The following is a 24,738-nucleotide window of genomic DNA, read 5'->3' as shown; positions in this document are numbered from 1 at the left end:
ACTATCTTGCAATCCAATTCCGCAACGGATGCTCAGTCAACCCAGGACAAGCCTGCACTAACCGGAACCGTGGATGCGTTGTGCTGTTTGTTTTAACAGCGCCGCGCATTGTAGCGGTAATTTCCGTTTTCGCCAAAACGGCCTCCGGAAGTTCGGAAAACTCGGCGTATAAACACGCGCCAGATCCCGACATGCGAACGGGGATTCCTCGAGACTTCAGGGCATCCTGTTCACTAAGCCACCGCCATGCCCTGAAAACTTCAGGATAAAGACGGAAGACTACCGGCTCCAAGTCGTTCCTGCCGAAGCAGAAAGTAGGCGAAGCAAGAAAGTCCGCTATTGTGATGTAAGAAGAATCTCTTGTCAAATCGGGGGCGGAAAAAATTCCAACAGTCGGTACGCTCGCATCCGGCTGGGCCACCAGATACGCCCGATCCGGCAGCGCCAACGGCGTCAGTTTTTCGCCCACGCCCTCGGCAAAAGCCGATTGGCCAAACACGAATACCGGTACATCGGCACCCAGCGGCAAGGCCAGGTCCATCAACTGGCGCCGGGTCAGGCCCGTGCCCCACAGCCGGTTCAGCGCGATCAGCACGGTCGCCGCATCGCTGGACCCGCCACCCAGGCCGCCCCCTTGCGGAATACGCTTTTCCAGCGCGATCTGCGCGCCCTGGCGCGTGCCGGTGGCTTGCTGCAGGGCGCGAGCCGCGCGCAGGGTCAGGTCGTCGACCTCGGACACGCCAGGCAGGTCCGCGGCGCGGCTGATGACGCCATCGGCACGCACCTCGAAATGCAGCGTGTCGCACAGGTCGATGAAGCGGAACGCGGTCTGCAGCAGGTGGTAGCCGTCAGGGCGACGGCCCACCACGTGCAGGAACAGGTTCAGCTTGGCGGGCGCGGGAACGTCGTAGAGAGTCACGGCGGATCGGAAAAAAGGGAGCAAGCGCCGATTTTAACGATCCGCGGGCACACGGCCGATCAGGCGATCTGCGGCGCGGCGCGGCCGGCCAGACGCTCGGCGGGCGCCTCGATGACCTGACCTTCCGGCAGCTTGAACACCGCCACGGCGCTGGCCAGCTGGCGCGCCTGTTCTTCCAGCGCGCCGGCCGCGGCGGCGGCCTGCTCGACCAGGGCCGCGTTCTGCTGCGTCACGCCATCCATTTGCGTGACGGCGCGATTGACCTGGTCGATGCCGCTGGCCTGCTCTTCCGAAGCCGCGGAAATCTCGCCCATCAGGCTGGTCACGCGCTGCACGGAATCCACGATCTCGCGCATCGTGGCGCCGGCGGTTTCCACCTGCGTGGAGCCGACGCCGACCTTCTGCGCCGAATCTTCGATGAGCTGCTTGATTTCCTTGGCGGCGGCGGCGCTGCGCTGGGCCAGCGTGCGCACTTCGCTGGCGACCACGGCAAAGCCCTTGCCCTGCTCGCCCGCACGCGCGGCTTCCACTGCCGCGTTGAGCGCCAGGATGTTGGTCTGGAACGCAATGCCGTCGATCACGCCCACGATGTCGGAAATGCGGGTCGAGCTGCCCGAGATGGCGCGCATGGTTTCCACCACGCTGGACACGGCATCGCCGCCGCGCTGCGCCACCGCGGCCGACGCGGCGACCATGCGGTTGGCTTCGCGCGCGGTGTCGGCGTTCTGCTTCACCGTGGACGCCAGCTCTTCCATGCTGGCGGCGGTTTCCTCGAGCGAGGCAGCCTGCTCTTCGGTACGGCTGGACAGGTCGGTGTTGCCCGACGAGATTTCACGCGCACCGACGTTGATTTCATCCACGCCGCGGCGCACGGTGGACACCGTGCGCACCAGGCTGTCCTGCATGGCGCGCAGCGCGTTCAGCAACGCGCCGATTTCATTGCGGCCGCGATCGGCCACGCGGCGCGTCAGGTCGCCTTCCGCGATGCGGCGGAAGATCTCGCCGGCTTCCAGCAGCGGGCGCACGATCATGCGGCGGATCAGCACGTGCGCACCGACGGCCATCGCCAGGCCCAGCGCCAGAATGCCGCCCAGCAGGTACGTGAACACGCGGTGGAACAGCGAGATCTCGTCCATCACGCCCTGCCCGGTTTCCTCGGCGCGGCGCATGAAGGCGTCGCGCTCGGACACCAGCAGTTCCTGCACCTGCTGCGTGCCTTGCTTGAAATAGGCGTCCATGTCGCCGGCCTCTAGCACCTTGCCCACGTTCTGCAGGTTGGTGCTGAGGTTGCCATAGGCCTCGATCAGATCCTTGGAGGCAGCCCGCTCATCGGCCGACAGGCCGCCCGAGAAGCCCTGGAACGCACGATCGCCCGCGGCGATGCGCTGGCGTGCCAGCCGCAGTGCGGTGGTGTCGCTGGCATTGCCCTGTGCCACCCGGGTGGCGTAGCGGCTGAGGTCGGTGCGAGCCGCCACCAGCGACAGCGCCGCCGAATTGACGGCGTTGACCTGCTGCGAAGAAAGGCGATAGAGCTGGCCGACGTCCTGATTGGTCTGGCGCAGGGCGATGAAGCCCATGCCGCCGACAAGCAGCTGGAAAGTGAAAAAGACCGCAATGATCCCCAAAAGCATCGTCGCGATTCGTGTGTTCCTGAACATAGGCATTCTCCAAAAAATCGGCGGCGCGATCCGCGGCCGCCGGTCTTGCAAGCCGCGCGGGCTGATCGCGCGCGCGGGTCTCGGGAGAATTATTCAGGCTAAACAAGATATTTCAAGCCGTAACACAACGGACTTTGCCGCGTTTATTTGCCCGATTGAAAAATGACGGGCGTGTTAACGCCGACGGCCGCGGCGCCCCAGGATTGAAACCGGGGCGGCGCGGCCGTCGGGCCAGGCGGATTACGGCAGGATCAGGGCTGGTTGACGACCAGCCGCACCATGATGCGGCGGCCGGGTTCCTGGCGTTCCAGGACCAGCATGCGGGGACCAAGGGTGTCGTAGCGCGACAGGTTGGCGCGCCAGCCGCCCTGCTCGAACGCCACGGGGCGGCCGAGTTCGTCGTTGGAAACGTCGGAGGCTTCGGGTTGCCCGGCCAGCTTGCCGCGCAGCCAGTCGCGCAGGCCGGATACCGGCATGCGGCTGCCCAGGGCGTCTTCGGCCAGGGCATCGGGGTTGTCGGCCACCAGGCGGGTGCCGTCGGCCTTGGTCAGGCTGGCGGCGCCGGGCTGGCCTTCGACGCGGGCTTCGGTCGAACCCAGCGGGTTGGTCAGGTCAAGCACGTAACGACGGCCGTCGTCCGACCACGAGAACCCGCCCTGCACGGCGCTTTGCTTGCCGCCTTCTTCGTTGACGGTGATGGCAAAGCGCCCGATGCGGGAAAACGCATCGGCGGACGTGCCTTCGATGGGCTTGGGCGTGGTGGTGCAAGCCGCCAGCACGAAGGCCAGCAGGGCCAGCAGCGCCCAGCGCAACGCCGTCACGCCATCATGCAGGCGCCGAGCCACTGCCGTCACAGGCTGACCCCCAGGCGCTTGATCACATCAAGCACGGTCTTGTTCTTGGGGTCTTTCTGCAAAGCGGCGCGCAGCAGGTCGGTGGCCTGGTCGCGCTTGCCCTGGGTCCAGAGCACTTCGGCCAGGTGGGCGGCGATGTCGGCTTCCGGACGCACGCTGTAGGCGCGGCGCAGGTAGTCGGCGGCCGCGACCTGGTCGCCCATGCGGAATTTGACCCAGCCCATGCTGTCCAGGATGAACGGATCGTTGGGCGAGAGTTCCAGCGCCTGGGTGATGAGGTCCAGCGCTTCGGGCAGGCGCTGGTTGTGGTCGGCCAGCGTGTAGCCCAGCGCGTTGTAGGCGTGGGCGTGGTCCGGGTCCAGCGCGATGACCTGGCGCAGCATGCGTTCCAGGTCGGCCAGGCGATCTTGGCGCTCGTACAGCATGGCCAGTTCGTACTTGATCTCGACGGTGTCGGGCAGCGCCTGATCGGCGGCTTCCAGCGTGGACACCGCCTGGCCGATGCGGTCGGCATCGCGCAGGATCTGAGCCTTGGTCAAGACGCCCAGCGTGCGTTCTTCTTCGTCTTGCGGCGAGGCGGCATCGACCATCTTGATGGCGTCGTCGACGCGGCCGGACTTGGCCCGCAGGACGGCCTGGCGCATGCTGGCTGAGAACCGCAGCGACGGGTCGTCGATGCGGCCGAGTTCGGCGATGGCTTCGTCGTACTGGCCCTGGTCTTCGGCGATGCGCGACAGCAGCACGTGAGCATCGGCGGCGGCGGCGCCGGCGTCGGTGGCGCCCGGCACGATGGCGCGCTGGCGCTGGTTCTGGACGTCCAGGTACTGCTGCAGGAAAGCCTTGGCCTGCGGCAGTTGGCCGGCCTTGTAGGCCAGCTGGGCCTGCATGAAGAGCAGATCGAAGTCTTCGGGCGAGCGGCGCGACATGGCCTGCAATTCGGCCAGGGCGCCTGCGTAATCGCCGGCGTCGGCCATTTGGCCGGCCAGCATCAGGCGCACCTTGCGGGCGTTGGGATTGCGGCTGATATAGGCGCGGGCGTCAGCCTGGGCGCGCTGGGGATCGACCTTGGCGCCGTACTCGAGCACGCGCTGGGCGGCGGCTTCGGACTTGGGGTCGGCGGCCAGCGCGGCGCGGGCTTCCTGGGTGGCGCGTTGGTTGTCGCCGGACGCGGACGCCACGTCGGCCAGCGCCAGGTGCGCGGCGGGCAGCTTGCGCACGCTGTCGCTGAAGGATTCGTCAAGGATGCGCAGCGCCAGGCGGCGATCGTTCAGGCGGCTGAGCACGGCCAGGGCCTGGCCGATGGCGGCCGGCTTGTCGCGCGAGGCGTCGATGCGGTTGCGCAGCGCCTGCGACAGCCCCTTGGTCTGGCCGTTGGCCGCGGCCAGCGCCAGTTCGGTGGAGCTGGCTTCCAGGTCGTTGGGCGACAGGCGGGCCCAGACGCGGGCGGCGTCCAGCGCGCCCGGCAGGTTGCCGCCGGCCAGCTGGAATTCCAGGCCACGGCGCGCCAGGCGGGGATCGCCGGTATCGCGGGCCAGGCCGACCATGGTGTTGGCGGCCGTGCCGTACATGCCGCGCTGGGCGGCGATTTCCGACGCCAGGACGCGATAGAAGATGTCGGCCGTCAGCGACACGTAGGGCAATTGCCCCGGACGCAGGCGGATGACCTCGGTTTCAGGTTGGCGGTTCTGGGGCGCCATGCGCGGGCCGGTCGCGTCGCGCGTCCGGCTGTCGGCGGCCTGGGCCTGAGGGGCCAAGACGGCGGCCAACGCGAGCGCCAGCGTGGCAAACCCGATATTCATTTGTTTGAAAGACGACTTCACGCGGCCCGTCCGGTTGATGGCACAATCTTCGTACACGCAATTGATGATCTTACACTGGCTCATGCCGGAACTGCCTGAAGTTGAAACCACGCGTCGGGGAATCGACGCCGTCATCACCGGCCGGACCCTCTCGCGGCTGGTCGTCCATGAATCCCGGATGCGCTGGCCCATCCCGTCCGACCTGCCTGCCCTGCTGAGCGGCCGGACGGTGCTGGAATGCGGCCGCCGGGGCAAATACCTGCTGCTGCGCTTTGACCACGGCACCCAGATCGTGCATCTGGGCATGTCAGGTTCGCTGCGCAGCACGGCGCCGGGCGAATTCCTGCGCAAGCACGACCATGTCGAATGGATCTTCGACCAGGCGGTCCTGCGCCTGCACGACCCCCGCCGGTTTGGCGCGGTGCTGTGGCACCCCGACGCCGACGGCCCCATCGAAACCCACCCGCTGCTGGCCAAGCTGGGCATCGAACCCTTCGATCCGCGCTTTGACGGCGCCTGGCTGCACCAGCACTTCAAACGCCACGGCGCCGCGGTCAAGCAGGTGCTGCTGGCCGGCATGGCGGTCGTGGGCGTGGGCAATATCTACGCCTCTGAAAGCCTGTTCCGGGCCCGCATCAATCCCAAGACGCCGGCCAACAAACTATCGGCCGCCCGCTGCGACCGCCTGGCGGACATGGTGCGCGCCACCCTGGCCGACGCCCTGACCTCGGGCGGCAGCACACTGCGCGACTACGTCGGCGCCAGCGGCGAACCGGGCGCCTATTTCGAGATCCACGCCGCGGTCTACGAACGTGAAGGCCAGCCCTGCAAGGTCTGCGGCACCCCGATACGGCGCTTCGTCCAGGGCCAGCGCGCCACCTATTACTGCCCGAAGTGCCAGAAGACCTAAGTCCGGGCCTGAACCCGGGCCTCAGCCCAGACTAGGCCCGGGTCCAGGCTCGAAACCTCGGCCTGAACCTCGGCCAGGCGGTCTGAGCCTTGAGCGACCCGAAAGTTCCCCCTGAATGTTCCCCTGCGGGCCGCGTTGCGGCCCGGTTTGCCATGGGCGCTGGGGCCATGACCCTGGTGAAATCCCTGAAAAAACCGGACCATTAGTCAATAGCAAACGTATTGCATAAGCACTAATGCCACGCTATATTCCTTCCACACACCCTATTCCTATAAAAGTGGAAGGAGCCAGTCATGAGCAAGCAATTCGCCTCGCACGCCGACCTGTCCGACAAGGTCGTCTCGTTTGAAAAACTGTCCGACAACGCCTATGCCTACACGGCCGAAGGCGACCCCAACACGGGCGTGATCATCGGCGACGAGGCGGTCATGGTGATCGACACCCAGGCCACCCCGGTCATGGCGCAGGACGTCATCCGCCGCATCCGCGAAGTCACCGACAAGCCCATCAAGTACATCCTGCTGTCGCACTACCACGCCGTGCGCGTGTTCGGCGCGTCGGCCTATAACGCCCAGGAAATCCTGGCCAGCCGCGACACCTACGACCTCATCGCCGAACGCGGCGAGCAGGACAAGGCCAGCGAAATCGGCCGTTTCCCGCGCCTGTTCCGCAACGCCGAATCGATTCCGCCCGGCCTGGTCTGGCCCACGATGACCTTCAAGGGCGAAATGACCGTCAACCTGGGCAACCTGGAAGTCAAGCTGCTGCAGGTGGGCCGTGGCCACACCAAGGGCGACACCATTGCCTGGCTGCCCGAACAGAAGATCCTGTTCGCCGGCGACCTGGTCGAATACCAGTCCACGCCCTACTGCGGCGACGCCTACTTCCGCGATTGGCCCACGACGCTGGACGCGCTGTCCGGCTTTGAAGCCGAAAAGATGGTGCCCGGCCGCGGCCCGGCCCTGAAGAACGCCACGGAAGTGCGCCAGGGCCTGGCCGGCACCCGCGCGTTCCTGACCGACCTGTACGGCGCCGTGAACCGCGGCGTGGCCGAAGGCAAGGACCTGAAGACGATCTACCGCGAGGTCTACGACTTCATGAAGCCGCGCTACAGCGACTGGGTCATCTTTGACCACTGCATGCCGTTCGACGTGTCGCGCGCCTATGACGAAGCCTCCGGCCACGTCCACCCGCGCATCTGGACCGACAAGCGCGACCTGGAAATGTGGGCCCAGCTGGAGGGCTGATCCCGAACGGAACGGGGTGGGCAGGCCGACACAAGCGGCCGCCCTCACCCGTTTCACGCCAAGCAGGAACCGGCTTCGTCCGCCCCCGCCGCAACCGGCGCGGGCAGCAAGGCGCAGCCGAGCATAAAAACAAAATGACCCACACAGGAGACAACCGTGGGAGACATCGACTTTCAGGCGATGGAGTTCGCCTATGAAAAACACGCCGACCAGGCGGCCGCGGCACGCGCGCGCCACCCGGTGGTGGTGGTGGGCGCCGGACCGGTCGGCCTGACCACGGCGCTGGACCTGGCCAGCCAGGGCGTGCGCGTGGTGGTGCTGGACGACGACTACCGCCTGTCCACCGGCTCGCGCGCCATCTGCTTTTCCAAGCGCACGCTGGAAATCTGGGATCGCCTGGGCGTCGGCCAGCGCATGGCCGACAAGGGCGTGTCCTGGAACGTGGGCAAGGTGTTCTTCCGCGACCAGGAGGTCTGGCGTTTCGACCTCTTGCCCGAACCTGGCCATCGCCGCCCCGCCTTCATCAACCTGCAGCAGTACTACGCCGAAGGCTACCTGTACGAACAGGCGCGCCAGCAGCCCAATATCGACCTGCGCTGGAAGAACAAGGTGGTCGGCGTCGAGCAGACTGACGCGGGCGTGGTGCTGTCGATCGACACGCCCGAGGGCGCCTATACCTTGCAGGCCGACTGGCTGGTGGCGTGCGACGGCGCGCGTTCCCCGGTGCGCAAGCTGATCGGCCAGGAAAGCCATGGCCGCATCTTCCGCGACCGCTTCCTGATCGCCGACGTCAAGATGAAGGCCGACTTTCCCGCCGAACGCTGGTTCTGGTTCGACCCGCCCTTTCACCCCAACCAGTCGGTGCTGCTGCACATGCAGCCCGACAACGTCTGGCGCATCGACTTCCAGCTGGGCTGGAACGCCGACCCCGTCGAAGCTGTCAAGCCCGAGAACGTGCTGCCGCGCATCCGCGCCCTGCTCGGCCCCGACGCGCAATTCGAGCTGGAATGGGTCAGCGTGTACACCTTTGCCTGTGAACGCATGGACAGGTTCCGCCATGGCCGCGTGCTGTTCGCGGGCGACTCGGCCCATCGCGTATCGCCGTTCGGCGCGCGCGGCGCCAACAGCGGCGTGCAGGATGCCGAAAACCTGGCCTGGAAGCTGAAACTGGTGCTGGCCGGCCAGGCGCCCGAATCGCTGGTGGACAGCTACGCGGCCGAGCGCGAGCATGCCGCCGACGAGAACATCCTGAACTCGTCGCGCGCCACCGATTTCATCACCCCCAAGAGCGACATCAGCCGCAGCTTCCGCAATGCCGTGCTGAACCTGGCGCGCCACCACCCGTTCGCGCGGTCACTGGTCAACAGCGGCCGACTGTCCTTGCCCGCCACCTACGCCGATTCGCCGCTGAACACGCCCGACACGGACGCGTTTGCCGGCCGCATGCGGCCGGGCGCCGTGGCGCTGGACGCCCCGGTACGGGGCCCGGGCGGTATCGACTGGTGGCTGTCGCGCCTGAGCGGCAGCTTCACGCTGGCGCTGTTCTGCGGCGACCAACCGCCTGCGCCCGACACGCTGCAAGCCCTGCAGGCGCTGCGCCTGGCGGCCGTGCCGGTCACGCCGGTGCTGGTGGCTGGCGCCCACTGCGACACCTCGGCGTGGCCCGCCGACCTGGCACAGGTGGTCGACAGCGAAGGCCTGCTGGCCCAGCGCTACGACGCCCGCCCCGGCACCGCCTACCTGATCCGCCCCGACCAGCACATCAGCGCGCGCTGGCGCGCCTTTGCGCCCGACGCCGTGGCCTCGGCCATCCAACGCGCCACCGGCCGCGCCTGAATCCGAAGGACTATCCATGCTGATCACCGAGAACAACCTGGCCGCGCCGGACGACTTCTATGAAGCGCTGATCGACGCGCACCGCGACCTGAGCAACGAGCAAAGCCAGGAAATGAACGCCGCACTGATCCTGCTGCTGGCCAACCACCTGGGCGACATGGCCGTGCTGCGCGAAGCCCTGGCGCAGGCGCGCGCCTCGGTCACGCCGCAGGCGACCCCACCGCAAACGCATTGACGATCAAGGCGCGCAGCCATTGGTTGCCGCCGTCGCGGTCGTAACGGCGCTGCCAGTACATATTGGTCTGCAGCGCCGGTACCTTCACCGGCGGCGTCATGATGCGCAGGCCAAAGGGCGGCGCGGCGCTGGCGGCCAGCTTTTCGGGCACCGTGGCCAGCAGGTCGGTCGCGCTGACGATGTACGGCACGGCCGAAAAATGCGGCACGCTGAAGTGTTCGGCCAGCACCAGGCCGGCGCGCTCCATGGACTGGTTCACCTGGCCGTAGGGTGCGGCGCGCGACACGATCAGGTGGCGTTCGGCTCGAAACGCCTTCAACCCCATGCCGGCATGCGCCGTGGGATGCGCCTGGCGAAACAGCGTGGCGTAGCCCTGCCGGAACAGCATGCGCTGCAGCGTGCCCGCCCCCATCTCGTCGAATGCGCCGATCGCCAGGTCAACGCGGCCCGCCTCCATTTCGCGCGGCAGGTCCGGCCCTTGCACCCGCACCGAATCAATGCGCACCTGCGGCGCCACCTGCACGCACACTTCCATCAGGCGCGGCATGAAGTGAATCTCGCCGACGTCGGTCATGGCCACGCGAAAACGCCGCGTGCTGGTGGACGCGTCAAAGGCGTCCTGGTCCTGCAACGCCTGCGTCAGCATCGCCAACGCCTCGCTGACCGGCCCAGCCAGGCGCTGCGCCCGCGGGGTGGGCAACATGCCCTGGGCGGTGCGCACGAACAGTTCGTCGCCAAAGGCCAGCCGCAACCGCCGCAAGGCATTGCTGACGGCGGGCTGCGACAAGTCCAGCCGCCGCGCCACGGCGGACAGGTTGCGGTCTTCGAGCAGATGCTGGAACAGGATCAAGAGGTTCAGGTCTACGTCGCGCAGCTCGGCCATGTGGCCCCCTACTATTCACAAAATTTATAGTCGCTATTTTTGCATTCCCGTAGCCGTAGCGGGGGTTTTTTCCGACAATGGCGAATCGGCCTCGGGCAAGCGCTGCCAGTCGCCCCAGAACCAAGACCGCGCGGCCACGCACCGCGCGCCACCCAGGAGGATTCCATGGAACTGCAATACCAGACCGGCTTCGGCAACGACTGTGCCACCGAAGCCCTGCCCGGCGCGCTACCGCTGGGCCGCAATTCGCCCCAGCAATGTCCCTACGGCCTGTACGCCGAGCAACTGTCCGGCACCGCCTTCACCGCGCCGCGCAGCGAGAACCGTCGTTCGTGGCTGTACCGCATCCGCCCCGGCGCCCAGCACAAGCCGTTTGAACCGTTCGGCGGCGCCGCAGGCTGGCAAAGCACGTTTGGCGAAGGCCCGGTCACGCCCAACCAGCTGCGCTGGAGCCCGCTGCCCATCCCCACCGCCCCCACCGATTTCCTGGAAGGCGTGAAGACCTGGGGCGGCAATGGCGGCCCCGACGAGCAGGGCGGCGTCGGCATCCACCTGTACGCGGCCAATCGCAGCATGAAGGGCCGCTACTTCTACAACGCCGACGGCGAGCTGCTGCTGGTGCCGCAGCAAGGCCGCCTGCGCCTGGCCACCGAACTGGGCCTGATCGACCTCGCGCCGCTGGAAATCGCCGTGATCCCGCGCGGCGTGCGCTTTGCCGTGGAATTGCTGGACGATACGGCGCGCGGCTACATGCTGGAGAACTTCGGCGCCGCGCTGCGCTTGCCGGAACTGGGCCCGATCGGCTCGAACTGCCTGGCCAATGCCCGCGATTTCAAGACGCCGGTGGCCTGGTATGAAGACGTGGAAGGCGATTTCGAACTGATCGCCAAGTTCACGGGCGGCTTCTGGCGCGCCGCCATCGGCCATTCACCGCTGGACGTGGTGGCCTGGCACGGCACGCACGCGCCGTACAAGTACGACCTGCGCCACTTCAACACGATCGGCTCGATCAGCTTCGACCATCCGGACCCGTCGATCTTCACGGTGCTGACTGCGCCGTCCGACACCCCGGGCACTGCGAACATGGATTTCGCGATCTTCCCGCCGCGCATCCTGGCGATGGAAAACACGTTCCGTCCGCCCTGGTTCCACCGCAACGTGGCCAGCGAATTCATGGGCCTGATCCAGGGCGTGTACGACGCCAAGGCTGAAGGTTTCGCCCCCGGCGGCGCCAGCCTGCACAACTGCATGAGCGGCCACGGCCCGGATGCGGAAACGTTCGAGAAGGCGTCGCACGCCGACACCAGCACGGCGCACTACATCCGCGACACGATGGCGTTCATGTTCGAGACGCGCCGCGTGATCCGCCCGACCGCGCAGGCATTGGCGTCGGTAGAATTGCAGGGCGACTATTACCGGTGCTGGCAGGACATCAAGAAGCACTTCGATCCCAGCAAGGCGTGACCGGACAGACCGATTTCACGCCCGCCCACGGCGATGCGCGCAAGCGCATCGCCGTTTGGCTTTGGATTTTCCCGGCGCCTGCCGGCCCCTTACAAACACACTGAACGAGACACGCCATGACCACGACGATCAACGAAACCCACGACCCGTCCCTCAAGAGCTGGGTGGCCAGCGCGAACACGGGCACGTCCGATTTCCCGGTACAGAACCTGCCGTACGCCGCTTTCCGCCGCAAGGGCTCGCAAGAGGCCTTCCGCCCCGGCGTGGCGATCGGCGACCAGATCGTGGACCTGGCGGCACTGGCCGCCAAGCAACCGTTCGAAGGCGCCGCCTCCGAAGCGCTGGCCGCCTGCCAGGGCGACGGCCTGAATGCGCTGATGGCGCTGGGCCACACCCACTGGAGCGCGCTGCGCCTGGCACTGTCGCGCGCGCTGCGCGAAGGCGCGGCACTGCGCACGGTGGTGGAGCCGTTGCTGGTGGCACAGGCAGAAGCCGAGTACACGACGCCGGCCCGCATCGGCGACTACACGGACTTCTATATTTCGGTGCACCACGCCACGGCGGTGGGCAAGCAATTCCGCCCGGACAATCCGCTGCTGCCGAACTACAAGTGGGTGCCGATCGGCTACCACGGCCGCGCCTCGAGCATCGGGGTGGACCAGAAGTTCCCGCGCCCGGTGGGCCAGACGCGCCCGGCAAACGAAGGCGAAAACCCGCAGTTCGGCCCGTGCGCGCGCCTGGACTATGAACTGGAACTGGGCATTTTCGTGGGCACGAGCAACGCGCAAGGCGAGCGCATCACGCTGGCGGACGCCGACGCGCACGTGTTCGGCCTGTGCATCCTGAACGACTGGTCGGCTCGCGACATCCAGGCCTGGGAATACCAGCCGCTGGGCCCGTTCCTGTCGAAGAATTTCGCCTCGACGATCTCGCCGTGGATCGTGACGATGGAAGCGCTGGAACCGTTCCGCACACAATGGAACCGCGGCCCCGCAGAACCTCAACCGATGCCCTACCTGGCCTCGGACGCAAACCGCGCGAAGGGCGCCTACGATGTGCAGATGGAAGTGCTGCTGACAACGGAAAAGTCGCGCACCGAAAAACTGCCCCCGGCCAAACTCTCGCGCAGCAATTTCCGCGACGCCTACTGGAACATCGCCCAACTGATCACGCACCACACCGTGAACGGCTGCAACCTGCAACCGGGCGACATGCTGGGTACGGGGACGCTGTCGGGTCCGCAGGCGGCGGAAGCGGGTTCGCTGCTGGAACTGAGCAATGGCGGGAAGACTGCATTTGATCTGCCTTGGGGGGAGAAGCGGACGTTCCTGCAAGATGGGGATCAGGTGATCATGCGGGCTGAGTGTGTGAAGGCTGGATATCCTCGGATTGGCTTTGGTGAAGCGTCTGGGACTGTGTTGCCGGCTCGGGTTTAGGGTATTTGGATCTTGCTGGCGTTTGTTTGTGCTTCGTAGGTCGCCCCTCGCGGCGGTGGCATGCGGGGCGGGCGCCCACGATTGCGGTCCGGAGCCTTCGCTCCGGACTGCCCCTTCGTCATCTTCGTCCGGACCTTCGGTCCCTCCTTCAGATTCCCTCGGGCGCATCGAGGTTGCCCGCCCCGCATGCCACCACCGCGAGGGGCTACGCGCGTCTCGAATCGTTGCGCTGCTAGACCTGTGGTCAGGGAATGGAATCTGCAGGGTCGCCAAGCCGCGGCCGCGCGGGCGGCCACGTTTGGCATTGCGTTGCTGGAAAGTGTTGCGACGGCGCTTCGCGCTGTTGGAGATTGGTTTTCTGGTGGCTCGTCACGTTGGGGGTGGGCGGTGATGGGCGGCGCGGCGGGGGCCTGCTTGCGCATGCTGACTGTCTCGCGCGCCGCCCATCGGGCGCTACACATTCATGTTGAACGCCGCGGCATCCGCGCCGCTACAGGCCAACAGCATTGCTGATGCCACCTGCATCGCACACACACAAGAGCGACATCGTCACTCCACCAACCCCGCTACCCACACGCGAGAGCGTCATCGGCGCACGCAAGACGCCGCGTAAGCTTCGTAAGGCCGCCCGCGCGGCCGGCACGAAGCGGGCATCGCCCCACCCCGCCCACCCCACTCCGACGGGGATAAATATGCCAAGCACACCACTCGCCCCAACGCCCGTGACTAATCCTCATCATGAGCGCTTGGCGGGGTCGGCGGGTGGAGGGCGGGGCGTTAGATGCGCCCGAGGGAATCTGAAGGAACCGCCGAAGGCGGTGACGAAGATGACGAAGGGGCAGTCCGGAGCGAAGGCTCCGGACCGCAATCGTAGCCCCGCCCTCCACCCGCCGACCCCGCCAAGCGCGGCTTAAGAACCCACATCAAGGCAACCGATACTTCTCTTCCCGATAAACCCAACTCCCCCACAATCCATGCGCCAAAGCTTCTTTCACAAGCGCATCGTCTGCCGGCTCAACAGGTTCGTAGATCTCATCACGTCCCACCGGCGCCGCCTCATACCGATATTCTTTTGGCGCCTTCGAAGGCTCCAGAACCAGCAGCTTGTCGCCGCGCAGATAGCCGAAATTGTCTGCGTACTGCATCAGCGCCCGATTCGGATCTCGTTGCGTCAGATCTGCGCCCAGCATCGGGTTCACGTTGTCCAGGCCGATCAGTGACAACAGCGTCGGCGCCATGTCGATCTGGCTCACGATGCGGTCGTCCTGGCGGGGGGAGATGCCGGCGCCCAGGATCAGCGCGGGGATCTGGAAGTGGCGGACCGGGACCGGGATCGAACCGTAGACGCGCGAATCGTGGTCGGCGATCACCAGGAAGACCGTGTTGTTCCAGTACGGGGCCTGGCGGGCCTTGTCGAAGAATTGGCCCAGCGCCCAGTCTGCGTAGCGCACCGTGTTGTCCACGCTGGCCGGGTCGCCCACTGGCTGGATGCGGCCGGCGGGGTATTCCCAGGGCGAGTGGTTGCTCACCGAGAACGCCAGGGTGAAGACGGGCTTGTCGCCGTCTTCGCGCAGCAGGCGGTCGACCTGGTTGAACATGTCTTCGTCGGAAGCGCCCCACGAGCCTTCGAACACCGGGTTCACGAACTTCGGGCGGTCGATGACTTCGTTGAAGCCGTTGCCCAGGAAGAATGCTCGCATATTGTCGAAATGGGATTCGCCACCGTAGACGAAACGCGAGTGGTAGCCGTGCTTGCCCAGCACTTGCGCCAGCGTGAAGAAGCCGGTCTGCGAGCGTGGCAGTTTGACCACGGCGTCGGCCACGCTGGGCAGAAAGCCTGCCGTCACCGCTTCGATGCCGCGCACCGAGCGAGTGCCGGTGGCGTAGGCGCGGTGGAACATCCAGCCGTCCTTGGCCAGACGATCGATATTGGGCGTGAGGTCCTTGCCGCCCAGGCTGCCGACGTATTGGGCGCCCAGGCTTTCCTGCAGGATGATCACCACGTTCAGCGGCTTGTCGCGGCGTACAGTGGCTTTCTGTTCGTGCAGGCTGGGGTAGCGCGGGTCCAGCGGCGGGCCGGACAGGCCGGCTTTTTCACGCACGATGGCGTTCATTTCGTCCACCGGCATCTTGGGGTACATCGCCGCCGACGAGCGCTCGTCGCGCATGCGGTAGGCAGCATCGAACACGCTGTACAGCGAGTTCAGGGCCAGCGAATTGACCATGGCATCCGAGCTGAACGCCACCTTGGCCGGGTTGATGGGGCGGTGTTCCAGCGTGCCGCGTGCGCCCAGCACCACCAGGGCCAGGATGACCAGCGTCGCCACCGGCCGCTTCCACCATGCCATGAACGGGTCGCGTACGCGCGTCGGGAACAGCTTGACCGCCAGCCAGGCCGCCAGGATCAACACGATGGCGGCCGCGAGCAGCACGCCCTTGTAGCCCTGCCACAGCATCGAACCGACTTCTTTCGGGTTGAGCAGGTAGATGAAGTACAGGCGGTTGGGCCGGGTGTCGTATTCGGCGATGAATTGCGGCGTGGAGACTTCCAGCAGCACGTACAGCATCCACCAGATGCGGAACCACCAGGCGGTGACGCGGGCGCCCCAGGCGCGGTGGCCGAACCACGGCGAGAACACCGCGGGCAGCGCGATCACCATGGACAACAGGCAGACGTCGATGCGCAGGCCGCCGAACAGCACGGGCCACAGGCCGCCGGCGGCCTCGACGCGGTCCCACATCCACAGCGCCAGGCCCAGCCGGCTGAGGGTCAGCAGGACCAGGACGGACAGGATGAACCGAAGTGTCAGGCGGCGCATGCGGCGGCCCTCCCCTGGCGGCTGCCAAACCCTTGCGTTGATGCGTCGCTACGATGACCGAGCCAAACCATGCCTTGCCGTCCGGTGAATGAAAACGGCCAAGATTAACGCGGTTTGGCGGGGACGACGGCGGTGAGCCGCGGTTGAATTTCTACCGAGCCAGGGTAAACGTTGTATGACGTCATATTTCATCAAACGCTGCCCCTGAGGAAGACAGGCCGTCGCCGTTATTGCACCTTGCGCAGGCGCTCGCGGCTGTTGCTCAGGTGGGTGCGCATCGCGGCGCGGGCGCCTTCGGCGTCCTGGCGGACGATGGCGCTGTAGATGTCTTCGTGTTCCAGATTGACGCGCGCCAGGTAGGCGGGGCGGTCTTCGTGGGCGAATTTGGCCGAATTGATGCGGGTGCGGGGAATGATGGCCGAGCCCAGGTGCGACATCAGGTCGGCGAAATAGCGGTTGTCGGTGGCTTGGGACACCAGCAGGTGGAACTGGAAGTCGGGGGTGATGGTGTCGCCGCCGCTGTCCAGCGCGCTCTTGAAGGCGTCCAGCGCGCGGCGCATGTCGGCCAGCTGGGCCTCGCTGCGGCGTATCGCGGCAAGACCCGCGGCTTCGCTTTCGAGGCAGATGCGCAGTTCCAGCAGCACCAGCACGTCGCGCACGGTGGCGATGTCGGCCGGGTCCACGCGGAAATCACCGCCGCCGCTCGGTTCCAGGGCGTAGGTGCCCACGCCATGGTGGGTTTCGACCAGGCCCGAGGCCTGCAGCCGCGACAGGGCTTCGCGCACGACGGTGCGGCTGACGCCGAACAGCCGCATGATCTCGGATTCCGTGGGCAGCTTGTCGCCCGGGCGGATCTCGCCGCCGCGGATGCGTTCGGAAATGCTCTCGACCAGGCCCTGGGCCAGGTTTCGGGGACGACGCTGCGGCAAAACGGGGGTATCGACAGGAGCGTTCATCAGGGATTATCCGAAAGCGGTTGCGTGGAGCTTGACTGCAAAAATTCGTGCTTATTATACTTTGGACAGGTTGTACGATAACGTACCAGATACGTCCTCTCCACTGCGCCATCCACCGAGTGTTGCGCCATGAGCCAAGTTGTCGACCGCATGCCCGCTGTTCCGCGTTGCCATCGCCTGCTATTGACCGGCGCGGCCGGCAACCTGGGCAAGGTACTGCGGCCACGCTTGCAAGCCTATGCCGACGTGCTGCGGGTATCCGACGTGGCGGCGCTGGCGCCTGCCGGCCCTGGCGAGGAAGTCATCCCCTGCGACCTGGCCGATGCCGCCGCCGTTTCCGCACTGGTGCGCGGCGTCGACGCCATTGTGCACCTGGGTGGCGTTTCCGTGGAACGTTCTTTCGAAGAAATCCTGCCGGCCAACATCCAGGGCGTGTACCACGTCTACGAAGCCGCCCGCGTCCATGGCGTGCGGCGCGTGGTGTTCGCCAGCTCCAACCACGTCATCGGCTTCTACGAACAGGGCGCGCAGCTGGATGCCGACGTGCCGCTGCGCCCTGACGGCTACTACGGCCTGAGCAAGGCCTATGGCGAAAACCTGTCGCGCTTCTACTACGATCGCTACGGCATCGAGACCGTCTGCCTGCGTATCGGCTCGTCGTTTCCCGAGCCCAAGGACCGGCGCATGATGGTCACCTGGCTCAGTTACGACGACCTGACCGACCTGGTGGTGCGATCCCTCTTCACGCCGGGCGTCGGCCACCTGATCGCCTACGGCGCCTCGGCCAACCGCGACAGCTGGTGGGACAACGCCCGTGCCGCCGCGCTAGGTTTCGCGCCCAAGGATTCGTCCGAATCCTTCCGCGCCCAGGTCGAAGCCGAACCGTCCTTGCCCGCCGACGACCCCGCCGCCCGCTACCAGGGCGGCGCGTTCGTCAAGGCCGGCCCCTTCCCTTTTCCGCCCCGCTGAGTCCCGCCCCCGCCATGGCGACTTCCGTTGAACGCATCGGCACCCAGCGCTGCGGCGTGGGCGAAAGCCCGGTCTGGCGCGCCGCCGACCAATCCTTCTATTGGACCGACATTCCCGGGCGCACGCTCTGGCGCTGGACGCCGGACAGCGGCGCCATCGACCACTGGGCGCTGCCGCAGATGGCCGGCTGCATCGCGCCGCGCGGCGACGGCTGGCTGCTGGCCATGGAAGACGGCCTGTACACCTGCGGCCCGCTGATCGCGGCGCAGCCCTGCCTGCCGCAGCCGCTGGCCCGCGTACGCCATGGGGCGCCCGGCATGCGCTTCAACGATGGGCGCTGCGACCGCCAGGGCCGCTTCTGGGCCGGCACCATGGTCATGGACATGAGCCTGGCCAGCCACGCCGGCCGCCTGTACCGGCACGACGGCGGCGACACGCTGCAAGCCGTGGTCGCTGACCTGATCGTGCCCAACGGCCTGGCCTTCAGCCCCGACGGCCGCACGCTGTACCTATCCGATTCGCATCCGGCGCGGCAGGTGGTCTGGGCCTACGACTACGACACCGACGCCGGCGTGCCGAGCAACCGCCGCGTGTTCATCCCGAAGCTGCCCGCCGGCCGGCCCGACGGCGCAGCCGTGGACGCCGATGGCGGCTACTGGATCTGCGGCAACGAAGCGGGCCGCATCTACCGCTACACGCCGGACGGCCGGCTGGACCGCAGCGTCGACGTGCCCGCCCCGCGGGTCGCGATGTGCGCCTTCGGCGGACCGGACCTGGACGTCCTGTTCGTCACATCCATCCGCCCCGCGGACGCCGCCCCCGGCTCCGCCGCCGGCGCCGTGTTTGCCCTGCGCCCCGGCGCGCGGGGCCTGGAGGAAACCGCAAGCGCCGGCTAGCACCCGACCGCGGCGCGCCTCTTGCGCCCACGCACGTGTAGTAGGCAGGTCCGACATATCAAAGAGCTTCGGGGCCCCACGGGCCCTCAACGAAACGCCGTACTCCCTACCGGAGGTAGACATGCTTGCCCCGACCCTGACCCGCGCCATTCTGGCGGCGGCTGCCTTGCTGACGCTGATTCCCGCCACCCACGCCGCCGAGCTGCGCTCCGCGGACATCCATCCCGACGATTACCCCACCGTGCAGGCCGTGCGCCAATTCGGTGAACTGGTCAAGCAACGCACCAATGGCCGCATCACCGTCAAGGTGTACGCAGGCGGCGCATTGGGCAACGAAGACGATTCGATCGAACAAGTGAAGATGGGCGCGCTGGCCATGGCGCGCGTCTCCAGCGCCGCCATGCACAACATCTGCCAGACCACGCGGGTGCCGTCGCTGCCGTTCCTGTTCCGCTCCAAGGACCACCTGCACAAGGTGCTGGACAGCGACATCGGCGAGCAGATCCTGCGGTCGTGCGAGTCGGCCGGCTTCGTGGGCCTGGCCTGGTACGACAGCGGCTCGCGCTCGATGTACACGCGCAACAAGCCGATCAAGACGCTGGCCGACGCCAAGGGCTTGAAGATCCGGGTGCAGCAGTCGGACCTGTCGGTCGCCATGGTGGAAGCGATGGGCGGCAATGCCACGCCGATGCCGATGGGCGAGGTCTATACCTCGCTCAAGACCGGGCTGGTGGACGCGGCCGAAAACAACTACCCCAGCTACGAAAGCGCGCACCACTACGAGGTGGCCAAGTACTACGCGATGACCGACCACACCATGACGCCCGAGATGCTGATCTTCTCGAAGCGGCAATGGGACAAGCTGTCGGCCGACGACCAGAAGATCCTGCGCGAGGCCGCGCGCGAATCGGTGCCCTACATGCGCAAGCTGTGGGACGAGCGCGAACAGAAATCCCGCGCCGTGGTCGAGAAGGCCGGCTCGCAGATCGTCGAGGTCGACAAGGCCTCGTTCCAGGCGGCGATGAAGCCGGTCTACGACCGCTACGTCACCACCCCCGACATGAAAGACCTGGTCGCCAAGATCCAGGCCGTCCAGTAAGGGAACATCATGTTGGCTACCTCCACGAATGACCCGGATGTCGCGGCGGGGGGCCGGGCGCATGCCCTGGCTGCCCCGCTGGACGCCTACACCCGCGGCTGCGCCCGGCTGGCGCGCCTGTGCATGTGGACCAGCGTGTTCGGGCTGGTCTGCCTGATCGTCGCCGTGTCGCTGCAGATCTTCGGCCGCCACGTCCTGAACAGCACCCCCACCTGGGCTGAAAGCCTGGCCTTGCTGCTGGTGCTGTACGTCACCATGCTGGGCGCGGCGGTCGGCGTGCGCGATGCCGGCCACATCGGCTTCGAATCGCTGGTGGACGCACTGCCCGCGGCCGGCCAGCGGCGCCTGAAGATATTCATCCACCTGCTGGTGCTGCTGTTCGGGGTGCTGATGGCCTGGAATTGCGCCCTGCTCGCCGAGTCCGTCTGGCCCTACAAGATTCCCAACCTGGGCATCTCCAACGGTTGGAAATACATCCCCGCGGCCCTGTCCGGCACGTTGATCGCGCTCTTTTCCATCGAGCACGTCATCGCCCTGCTGCGCAACCAGAAGGTGGTACCGGCATGGCGCTGACCCTACTCTCATTCACCTTCATGGGGTTCCTGGTGATCGGCGTGCCGGTGGCCTTCGCCATCGGCCTGTCGTCCATCACGGCCATCATGTATGAAGACCTGCCGCTGGCGGTCGCCTTCCAGCAGATGACCTCGGGCATGAACGCGTTCTCGTTCCTGGCCATCCCGTTCTTCATCTTCACCGGCGAACTGATGCTGTACGGCGGCATCGCCGACCGCATCGTGGCCTTCGCCAAATCGCTGGTGGGACACGTGCGCGGCGGGCTGGGCATGTCCAACGTGGTGGCGTGCACGCTGTTCGGCGGCGTGTCGGGGTCGCCGGTGGCGGACGTGTCGGCAATGGGCTCGGTGATGATCCCCATGATGAAGCGCGAGGGCTACCACGCCGACTACGCCGTCAACGTCACGACCCACGCGGCGCTGGTCGGCGCGCTGATGCCCACCAGCCACAACATCATCATCTATACGCTGGCGGCGGGCGGCAAGGTATCGATTGCCGCCCTGATCGCCGCAGGCGTCATCCCCGCGCTGATCCTGACGCTGTGCAACCTGGCCGCGGCCTACTTCGTGGCGCGCAGCCGCGGCTACCCGGCAGGCACGTTTCCCGGCTGGGCCATCGTCGGACGCTCGCTGGTGGCCGCGACGCCGGGCCTGTTCGTGGTGGTGCTGATCATCGCGGGCATCCTGAGCGGCGTGTTCACCGCGACGGAATCGGCGGCGGTGGCGGTGCTGTATGCGCTGGCGCTGACCGTGTTCGTCTACCGCTCGCTGACTTGGGACCAGTTCGTGCGCGCCGCCAGCAAGGCGGTCAAGACGACGGGGGTGGTGTTGCTGCTGATCGGCATTTCAGCCACCTTCGGCTACCTGATCAGCTTCTACGGCGTGGCCGAAAAGACCGGCGAACTGATGGCGTCCGTGTCCACCAGCCCCTGGGCCATCTTCCTGATGGTCAACGTCATCCTGTTCGTGCTCGGCACCTTCCTGGACATGGCCGCCACCATCCTGATCTGCACGCCGATCTTCCTGCCGATCTGCATGCAGTACGGCATGGGGCCGGTGCAGTTCGGCATGGTGATGCTGCTCAATTGCGCGCTCGGGCTGAACACGCCCCCGGTGGGCACGACGCAGTTCGTGGGGTGCGCCATCGGCGGCGTCTCGGTGGGCACGGTGATGCGCACGATCTGGCCGTTCTACGGGGCGTTGCTTGCCGCCCTGGCGCTGGTGACCTACGTGCCCGCGTTCTCGCTATGGCTGCCCGGCGTGCTATTGAACTGAACCGTCGCGACCGGGGACGATCCGCCAAGGTTCCGTCCCCGCAGCACCGGCCAGAAGAACAGCGCGGCCAGCAGCCACATCAGGGTCGCGGACCAGAGCGTCTGGCTCAGGAAGTGCGCGCCCTGCAGGATGCGCACGACCGAAAACGCCACCCCGGCGATGATCCCTATCGCCAACCCGCCCCAGCGCCAGTTCGGCCGGCCCGCCGCCCAGCCGGCGAAGTACAGCGCCAGCATGGAATAACCGGCGCCGGCATGGCCGCTGGGCAAGGCGCCGCCGGCCTTGGTGCGGTCCCAGGTCCACCAGGACGTCGGATACGGCGTGTAGCCGCCCAGCGTGTCCAGGTCGTAGGGCCGCGGCAAGGTGGTGTAGTGCTTGAGCTGGTTAACCAGCAGTTGCCCCACCAGGCAGGTCAGGGCAATCGCCAGGGCCGGACCGCGCAGGGGCCGCCAGGCGGGAATGCGGTAGCTGGCGGCGGCCACCGCCACCGCGGCCAGGGCTATGCCGATGGGCAGGGCCAGCACCATGCGGTGCCCGACCAGTTCCAGCCATCGATTGGTATGCAGGGGAAAGTCGTCCAATGCCGGACTGAACAGCGCCCGCCCGATGGCCAGGTCCAAGCCGGAAGCATTCGCCCACCAGGCCAGGCAGGCCAGGATCAGGGTCACGCCCAGGACGTGCGTGAAGAAATAGGCGACTGGCGTCGGCCGGGCGGCCGCGGGCAGGGATAACGGGGACATGTAGGAGGCAGTGCGGTGGCGGTCGGCCGGAGCGGACAGCTTAGGCGTGCGATAGTCGAAAATTCGTCAAATTCGCACGCCGGGGTTCACGCCGTCCGTTCAGGCCGTGACAGTGGCCGCGTCCAGCCGCAGCGTGAAGCGCGTACCGCGCTGCTCGCCCTCGCGAGAGGAATCCACCGTCAGCGTCCAGCCCTGCATGTCGCAGACCCGCTTGGCGATCGCCAGCCCCAGCCCGCGCGCGGTTTCGTCGCGCCCGGCCATGCCGGAATCGCGCATCCGGCCGCTGTAATACCGGCGGAACAGGAACGGCAGGTCGTCGGCCGCGATGCCCTTGCCGTCGTCGCTGAGCCGCAAGGCGCCGTCGGCATCCAGGCTGGCCGTCAGAGTGGCCGGCGCAGCATGCTCGACGGCATTGCGCACCAGGTTGCGCAGTACGGTCAGCAGCGCATAGCGGTCCAGAATGCGGATGTGGTCAGGCTCGATGCGGTTGTCAAAGCGCAGTTCGGCCAGGCCGGCCTGCGTTTCATAGCCCCGCCAGGCATCCAGCATGCATTCGCCCAGGTCGACCGGTTCGGGCGGACGCATCTGGTCGCGGGCCATGGCGCGCGCGCTTTCCAGGCAGACGATGACGTCGTCGACGTTATCCACCACCCGCGTCAGCCGCTGGCGCTGGTCGGCGGTCAATTCCTGCGTCAGCAGCATCAGTTCGCTGTCGGACCGGATGGCCGCGAGCGGGGTGCGGACCTCGTGACTGAGATTGCCGGCGAATTCGCGCTCGCGCGCGATCGACCGGTCGACCTGGTTCTGCACCCGGTTGAAGGCCTCGATCAGTCGGCCCGCCTCGTCGTCGCGGGTCACGGCCAGGTCGGGCGCCCCCGGCGCCCAGGTCGACAATCGGTCGGTCAGGTCCAGCAACGGCCCCACCGCCACCGCCGCCACCCGCCGCGACAAGGCGTAAGCGCCCACCACGCAGATCGCCCCCACCCCCAGCACGATCAGGCCGAAATCGTGCACCCGCTCTTCGTTGTCGGTCGCGTCGTACAGCAGGTACACCTTGCCGGTGCCGGTTTCGGCCACCATCACGTGCCAGGTGTAGGCGCCGGGTTCGATCAGGTGCAGGCCGTTGTCCAGCCCGCGGATTTCTTCAGGCATGCCGATGGGCGGCTGGCCGTCGACGCTGAGCCAGGCACGCATGGACCCGCCCAGCTCGCGGGCGCCGCGGCGCGGCAGGAACTGGTCGCTGGTGCGCGCGTGCTGCACCAGGCGGTCCATTTCGGTGTTGAGGATGTCGTTGACCAGATCGTCTTCCATCTGGTCGAACGTCAGGTAGGCCAGCAACGCCAGCGCCGTGACGAACAGCGCCACGGTGCCCGTCAGCGCCCACACCACGCGTTGGGTCAGGGTGCCGGCCCCGGTCGAGGGCCGATTCATGCGGCCGCTCCGCTCGCCACCAGCCGCCAGCCGGTGCCGTGCAGCGTTTCGATGCCATCGAAGCCGGCATCGGCCAGTGCGCGGCGCAGCAGATGAACCTGGCTGCGCAAGGCATCGGAAGACGGCGGCTCGCTGCCCCACAGCTGCGCTTCGAGTTCTTCGCGCGATACCACCCGGCCCGGATCGCGCAGCAGCGCTTCAAGAATGATGGTCGCCTTGCGCGTCAGGTGCACCGGCTTGCCGGCGATGGACACCATGCGGCTGCGCGTGTCGTATTGCAGGTCGCCGAACACCCGCACCGTGTCCACGGTGGAACCCTTGGCGCGCTGGATCAGGGCCAGCAGGCGGGCTTCGACTTCCAGCAGCGCGAACGGCTTGGTCAGGTAGTCGTCGGCGCCATGCGAAAAGCCCGCCAGCTTGTCTTCAAGGCTGTCGCGCGCGGTCAGCACCAGCACCGGCAGCGGCAGGCGTTTCTCGTTGCGCAGCGCATGCAGCACCGCGTTGCCGTCCATGCCCGGCAGGCCGATATCCAGGATCATCGCGTCGAAACGCTGCTCGTCCAGGCGCTTGAGCGCGGCCGGACCGCTGTAGGCCACGTCCGGCAGGAACTTGCGCGCTTCCAGGAACGTGTACAGATTGCCGGCGATGATGTGATCGTCTTCGACGATCAGGATCCGTTGGTTCGCCCCCGCTGCGGAACTGGCCGCCATATTTGCATTCCCCATGGAAAGAAAGGTTGA

22 protein-coding genes are annotated in these 24,738 nt (G+C 66.8%); 12 read left to right on the top strand and 10 right to left on the bottom strand.

Annotated features, from left to right (window positions below; all coding sequences use genetic code 11):
- Position 1: 1 nt before the first annotated feature.
- Complete coding sequence (gene ispE / locus U858_RS0122645) at positions 2-919, bottom strand: 4-(cytidine 5'-diphospho)-2-C-methyl-D-erythritol kinase (RefSeq protein ID WP_025139442.1); 918 nt, start codon at positions 917-919, stop codon at positions 2-4.
- Positions 920-978: 59 nt separating this feature from the next.
- A complete protein-coding gene (locus tag U858_RS0122640; protein WP_025139441.1) occupies positions 979-2,577 on the bottom strand; it encodes a methyl-accepting chemotaxis protein in 1,599 nt (532 codons plus the stop codon).
- On the opposite strand from U858_RS0122640, the gene U858_RS35990 reads away from it, so the two are divergent.
- On the top strand, positions 2,534-2,743 hold the full coding sequence (locus U858_RS35990) for a hypothetical protein (protein WP_198529754.1): 210 nt from the start codon (positions 2,534-2,536) through the stop codon (positions 2,741-2,743). The two genes, U858_RS0122640 and U858_RS35990, sit on opposite strands and share 44 nt — an antisense overlap.
- A gap of 85 nt (positions 2,744-2,828) precedes the next feature.
- Here the strand turns inward: U858_RS35990 and lolB are convergent, their stop codons facing one another.
- Both lolB and U858_RS0122630 read right to left on the bottom strand, forming a co-directional pair.
- Positions 2,829-3,431 (bottom strand): lipoprotein insertase outer membrane protein LolB, encoded by a 603-nt coding sequence (lolB, locus tag U858_RS0122635; protein WP_025139440.1) that lies wholly within the window; start codon positions 3,429-3,431, stop codon positions 2,829-2,831.
- On the bottom strand, positions 3,428-5,314 hold the full coding sequence (locus U858_RS0122630) for a lipopolysaccharide assembly protein LapB (protein WP_025139439.1): 1,887 nt from the start codon (positions 5,312-5,314) through the stop codon (positions 3,428-3,430). Before U858_RS0122630 ends, lolB begins: the two co-directional genes overlap by 4 nt.
- Here U858_RS0122630 and mutM point away from each other — a divergent pair.
- The 4 genes from mutM (at position 5,313) to U858_RS0122610 (ending at position 9,458) form a co-directional block, all read left to right on the top strand.
- The gene (gene mutM / locus U858_RS0122625) at positions 5,313-6,140 is read left to right on the top strand and encodes a bifunctional DNA-formamidopyrimidine glycosylase/DNA-(apurinic or apyrimidinic site) lyase (protein WP_025139438.1); all 828 of its coding nucleotides are present in this window, start codon (positions 5,313-5,315) and stop codon (positions 6,138-6,140) included. The genes U858_RS0122630 and mutM overlap by 2 nt on opposite strands.
- Before the next feature lie 293 nt (positions 6,141-6,433).
- Positions 6,434-7,387 (top strand): MBL fold metallo-hydrolase, encoded by a 954-nt coding sequence (locus tag U858_RS0122620; RefSeq protein ID WP_025139437.1) that lies wholly within the window; start codon positions 6,434-6,436, stop codon positions 7,385-7,387.
- Positions 7,388-7,543: 156 nt separating this feature from the next.
- Positions 7,544-9,223 carry an FAD-dependent oxidoreductase gene (locus U858_RS0122615; protein WP_025139436.1) on the top strand — a complete coding sequence of 560 codons (1,680 nt, stop codon included), beginning with the start codon at positions 7,544-7,546 and terminating at the stop codon, positions 9,221-9,223.
- 16 nt (positions 9,224-9,239) lie between these two features.
- Positions 9,240-9,458 carry a DUF2783 domain-containing protein gene (locus U858_RS0122610; protein WP_025139435.1) on the top strand — a complete coding sequence of 73 codons (219 nt, stop codon included), beginning with the start codon at positions 9,240-9,242 and terminating at the stop codon, positions 9,456-9,458.
- Here U858_RS0122610 and U858_RS0122605 read toward each other — a convergent pair.
- Positions 9,424-10,341, bottom strand: coding sequence for a LysR family transcriptional regulator (locus U858_RS0122605; protein ID WP_025139434.1), 918 nt, complete (start codon positions 10,339-10,341; stop codon positions 9,424-9,426). The two genes, U858_RS0122610 and U858_RS0122605, sit on opposite strands and share 35 nt — an antisense overlap.
- Before the next feature lie 165 nt (positions 10,342-10,506).
- On the opposite strand from U858_RS0122605, the gene hmgA reads away from it, so the two are divergent.
- Positions 10,507-11,805, top strand: a complete 1,299-nt coding sequence (gene hmgA, locus U858_RS0122600; RefSeq protein WP_025139433.1) for a homogentisate 1,2-dioxygenase — start codon at positions 10,507-10,509, stop codon at positions 11,803-11,805.
- A gap of 116 nt (positions 11,806-11,921) precedes the next feature.
- Complete coding sequence (fahA, locus tag U858_RS0122595; RefSeq protein ID WP_025139432.1) at positions 11,922-13,241, top strand: fumarylacetoacetase; 1,320 nt, start codon at positions 11,922-11,924, stop codon at positions 13,239-13,241.
- A 923-nt stretch (positions 13,242-14,164) separates the two neighbouring features.
- Here fahA and U858_RS0122590 read toward each other — a convergent pair.
- Together U858_RS0122590 and U858_RS0122585 are read right to left on the bottom strand one after the other, a co-directional pair.
- A complete protein-coding gene (locus U858_RS0122590) occupies positions 14,165-16,060 on the bottom strand; it encodes an LTA synthase family protein (protein ID WP_025139431.1) in 1,896 nt (631 codons plus the stop codon).
- A gap of 227 nt (positions 16,061-16,287) precedes the next feature.
- Positions 16,288-17,016 carry a FadR/GntR family transcriptional regulator gene (locus U858_RS0122585; RefSeq protein WP_025139430.1) on the bottom strand — a complete coding sequence of 243 codons (729 nt, stop codon included), beginning with the start codon at positions 17,014-17,016 and terminating at the stop codon, positions 16,288-16,290.
- A gap of 129 nt (positions 17,017-17,145) precedes the next feature.
- Between U858_RS0122585 and U858_RS0122580 the strand changes: the two genes are divergently transcribed.
- From U858_RS0122580 to U858_RS0122560, 5 genes are all read left to right on the top strand, one after another.
- On the top strand, positions 17,146-17,985 hold the full coding sequence (locus U858_RS0122580; RefSeq protein WP_025139429.1) for an NAD(P)-dependent oxidoreductase: 840 nt from the start codon (positions 17,146-17,148) through the stop codon (positions 17,983-17,985).
- A 14-nt stretch (positions 17,986-17,999) separates the two neighbouring features.
- A complete protein-coding gene (locus U858_RS0122575; RefSeq protein ID WP_025139428.1) occupies positions 18,000-18,881 on the top strand; it encodes an SMP-30/gluconolactonase/LRE family protein in 882 nt (293 codons plus the stop codon).
- Positions 18,882-19,002: 121 nt separating this feature from the next.
- Entirely contained in the window at positions 19,003-19,980 is a 978-nt protein-coding gene (locus U858_RS0122570) for a TRAP transporter substrate-binding protein (protein ID WP_025139427.1), read from the top strand.
- Positions 19,981-19,989: 9 nt separating this feature from the next.
- On the top strand, positions 19,990-20,553 hold the full coding sequence (locus U858_RS0122565) for a TRAP transporter small permease (RefSeq protein ID WP_025139426.1): 564 nt from the start codon (positions 19,990-19,992) through the stop codon (positions 20,551-20,553).
- Positions 20,544-21,827 (top strand): TRAP transporter large permease, encoded by a 1,284-nt coding sequence (locus U858_RS0122560; RefSeq protein ID WP_025139425.1) that lies wholly within the window; start codon positions 20,544-20,546, stop codon positions 21,825-21,827. Before U858_RS0122565 ends, U858_RS0122560 begins: the two co-directional genes overlap by 10 nt.
- Here U858_RS0122560 and U858_RS0122555 read toward each other — a convergent pair.
- From U858_RS0122555 to U858_RS0122545, 3 genes are all read right to left on the bottom strand, one after another.
- On the bottom strand, positions 21,779-22,567 hold the full coding sequence (locus tag U858_RS0122555) for a phosphatase PAP2 family protein (RefSeq protein ID WP_025139424.1): 789 nt from the start codon (positions 22,565-22,567) through the stop codon (positions 21,779-21,781). The two genes, U858_RS0122560 and U858_RS0122555, sit on opposite strands and share 49 nt — an antisense overlap.
- A 99-nt stretch (positions 22,568-22,666) precedes the next feature.
- The gene (locus U858_RS0122550; RefSeq protein ID WP_025139423.1) at positions 22,667-23,998 is read right to left on the bottom strand and encodes a HAMP domain-containing sensor histidine kinase; all 1,332 of its coding nucleotides are present in this window, start codon (positions 23,996-23,998) and stop codon (positions 22,667-22,669) included.
- Positions 23,995-24,708 carry a response regulator transcription factor gene (locus U858_RS0122545; RefSeq protein ID WP_025139422.1) on the bottom strand — a complete coding sequence of 238 codons (714 nt, stop codon included), beginning with the start codon at positions 24,706-24,708 and terminating at the stop codon, positions 23,995-23,997. The genes U858_RS0122550 and U858_RS0122545 overlap by 4 nt, the downstream gene beginning before the upstream one ends.
- Positions 24,709-24,738: the final 30 nt, after the last annotated feature.

This window comes from Achromobacter sp. DH1f (assembly GCF_000633435.1).
GTDB classification, from domain to species: Bacteria; Pseudomonadota; Gammaproteobacteria; order Burkholderiales; family Burkholderiaceae_B; genus Achromobacter; species Achromobacter deleyi.
The sequence above is the reverse complement of the archived record's forward strand: the minus strand, read 5'-3'. Positions and strand labels throughout refer to the sequence as shown.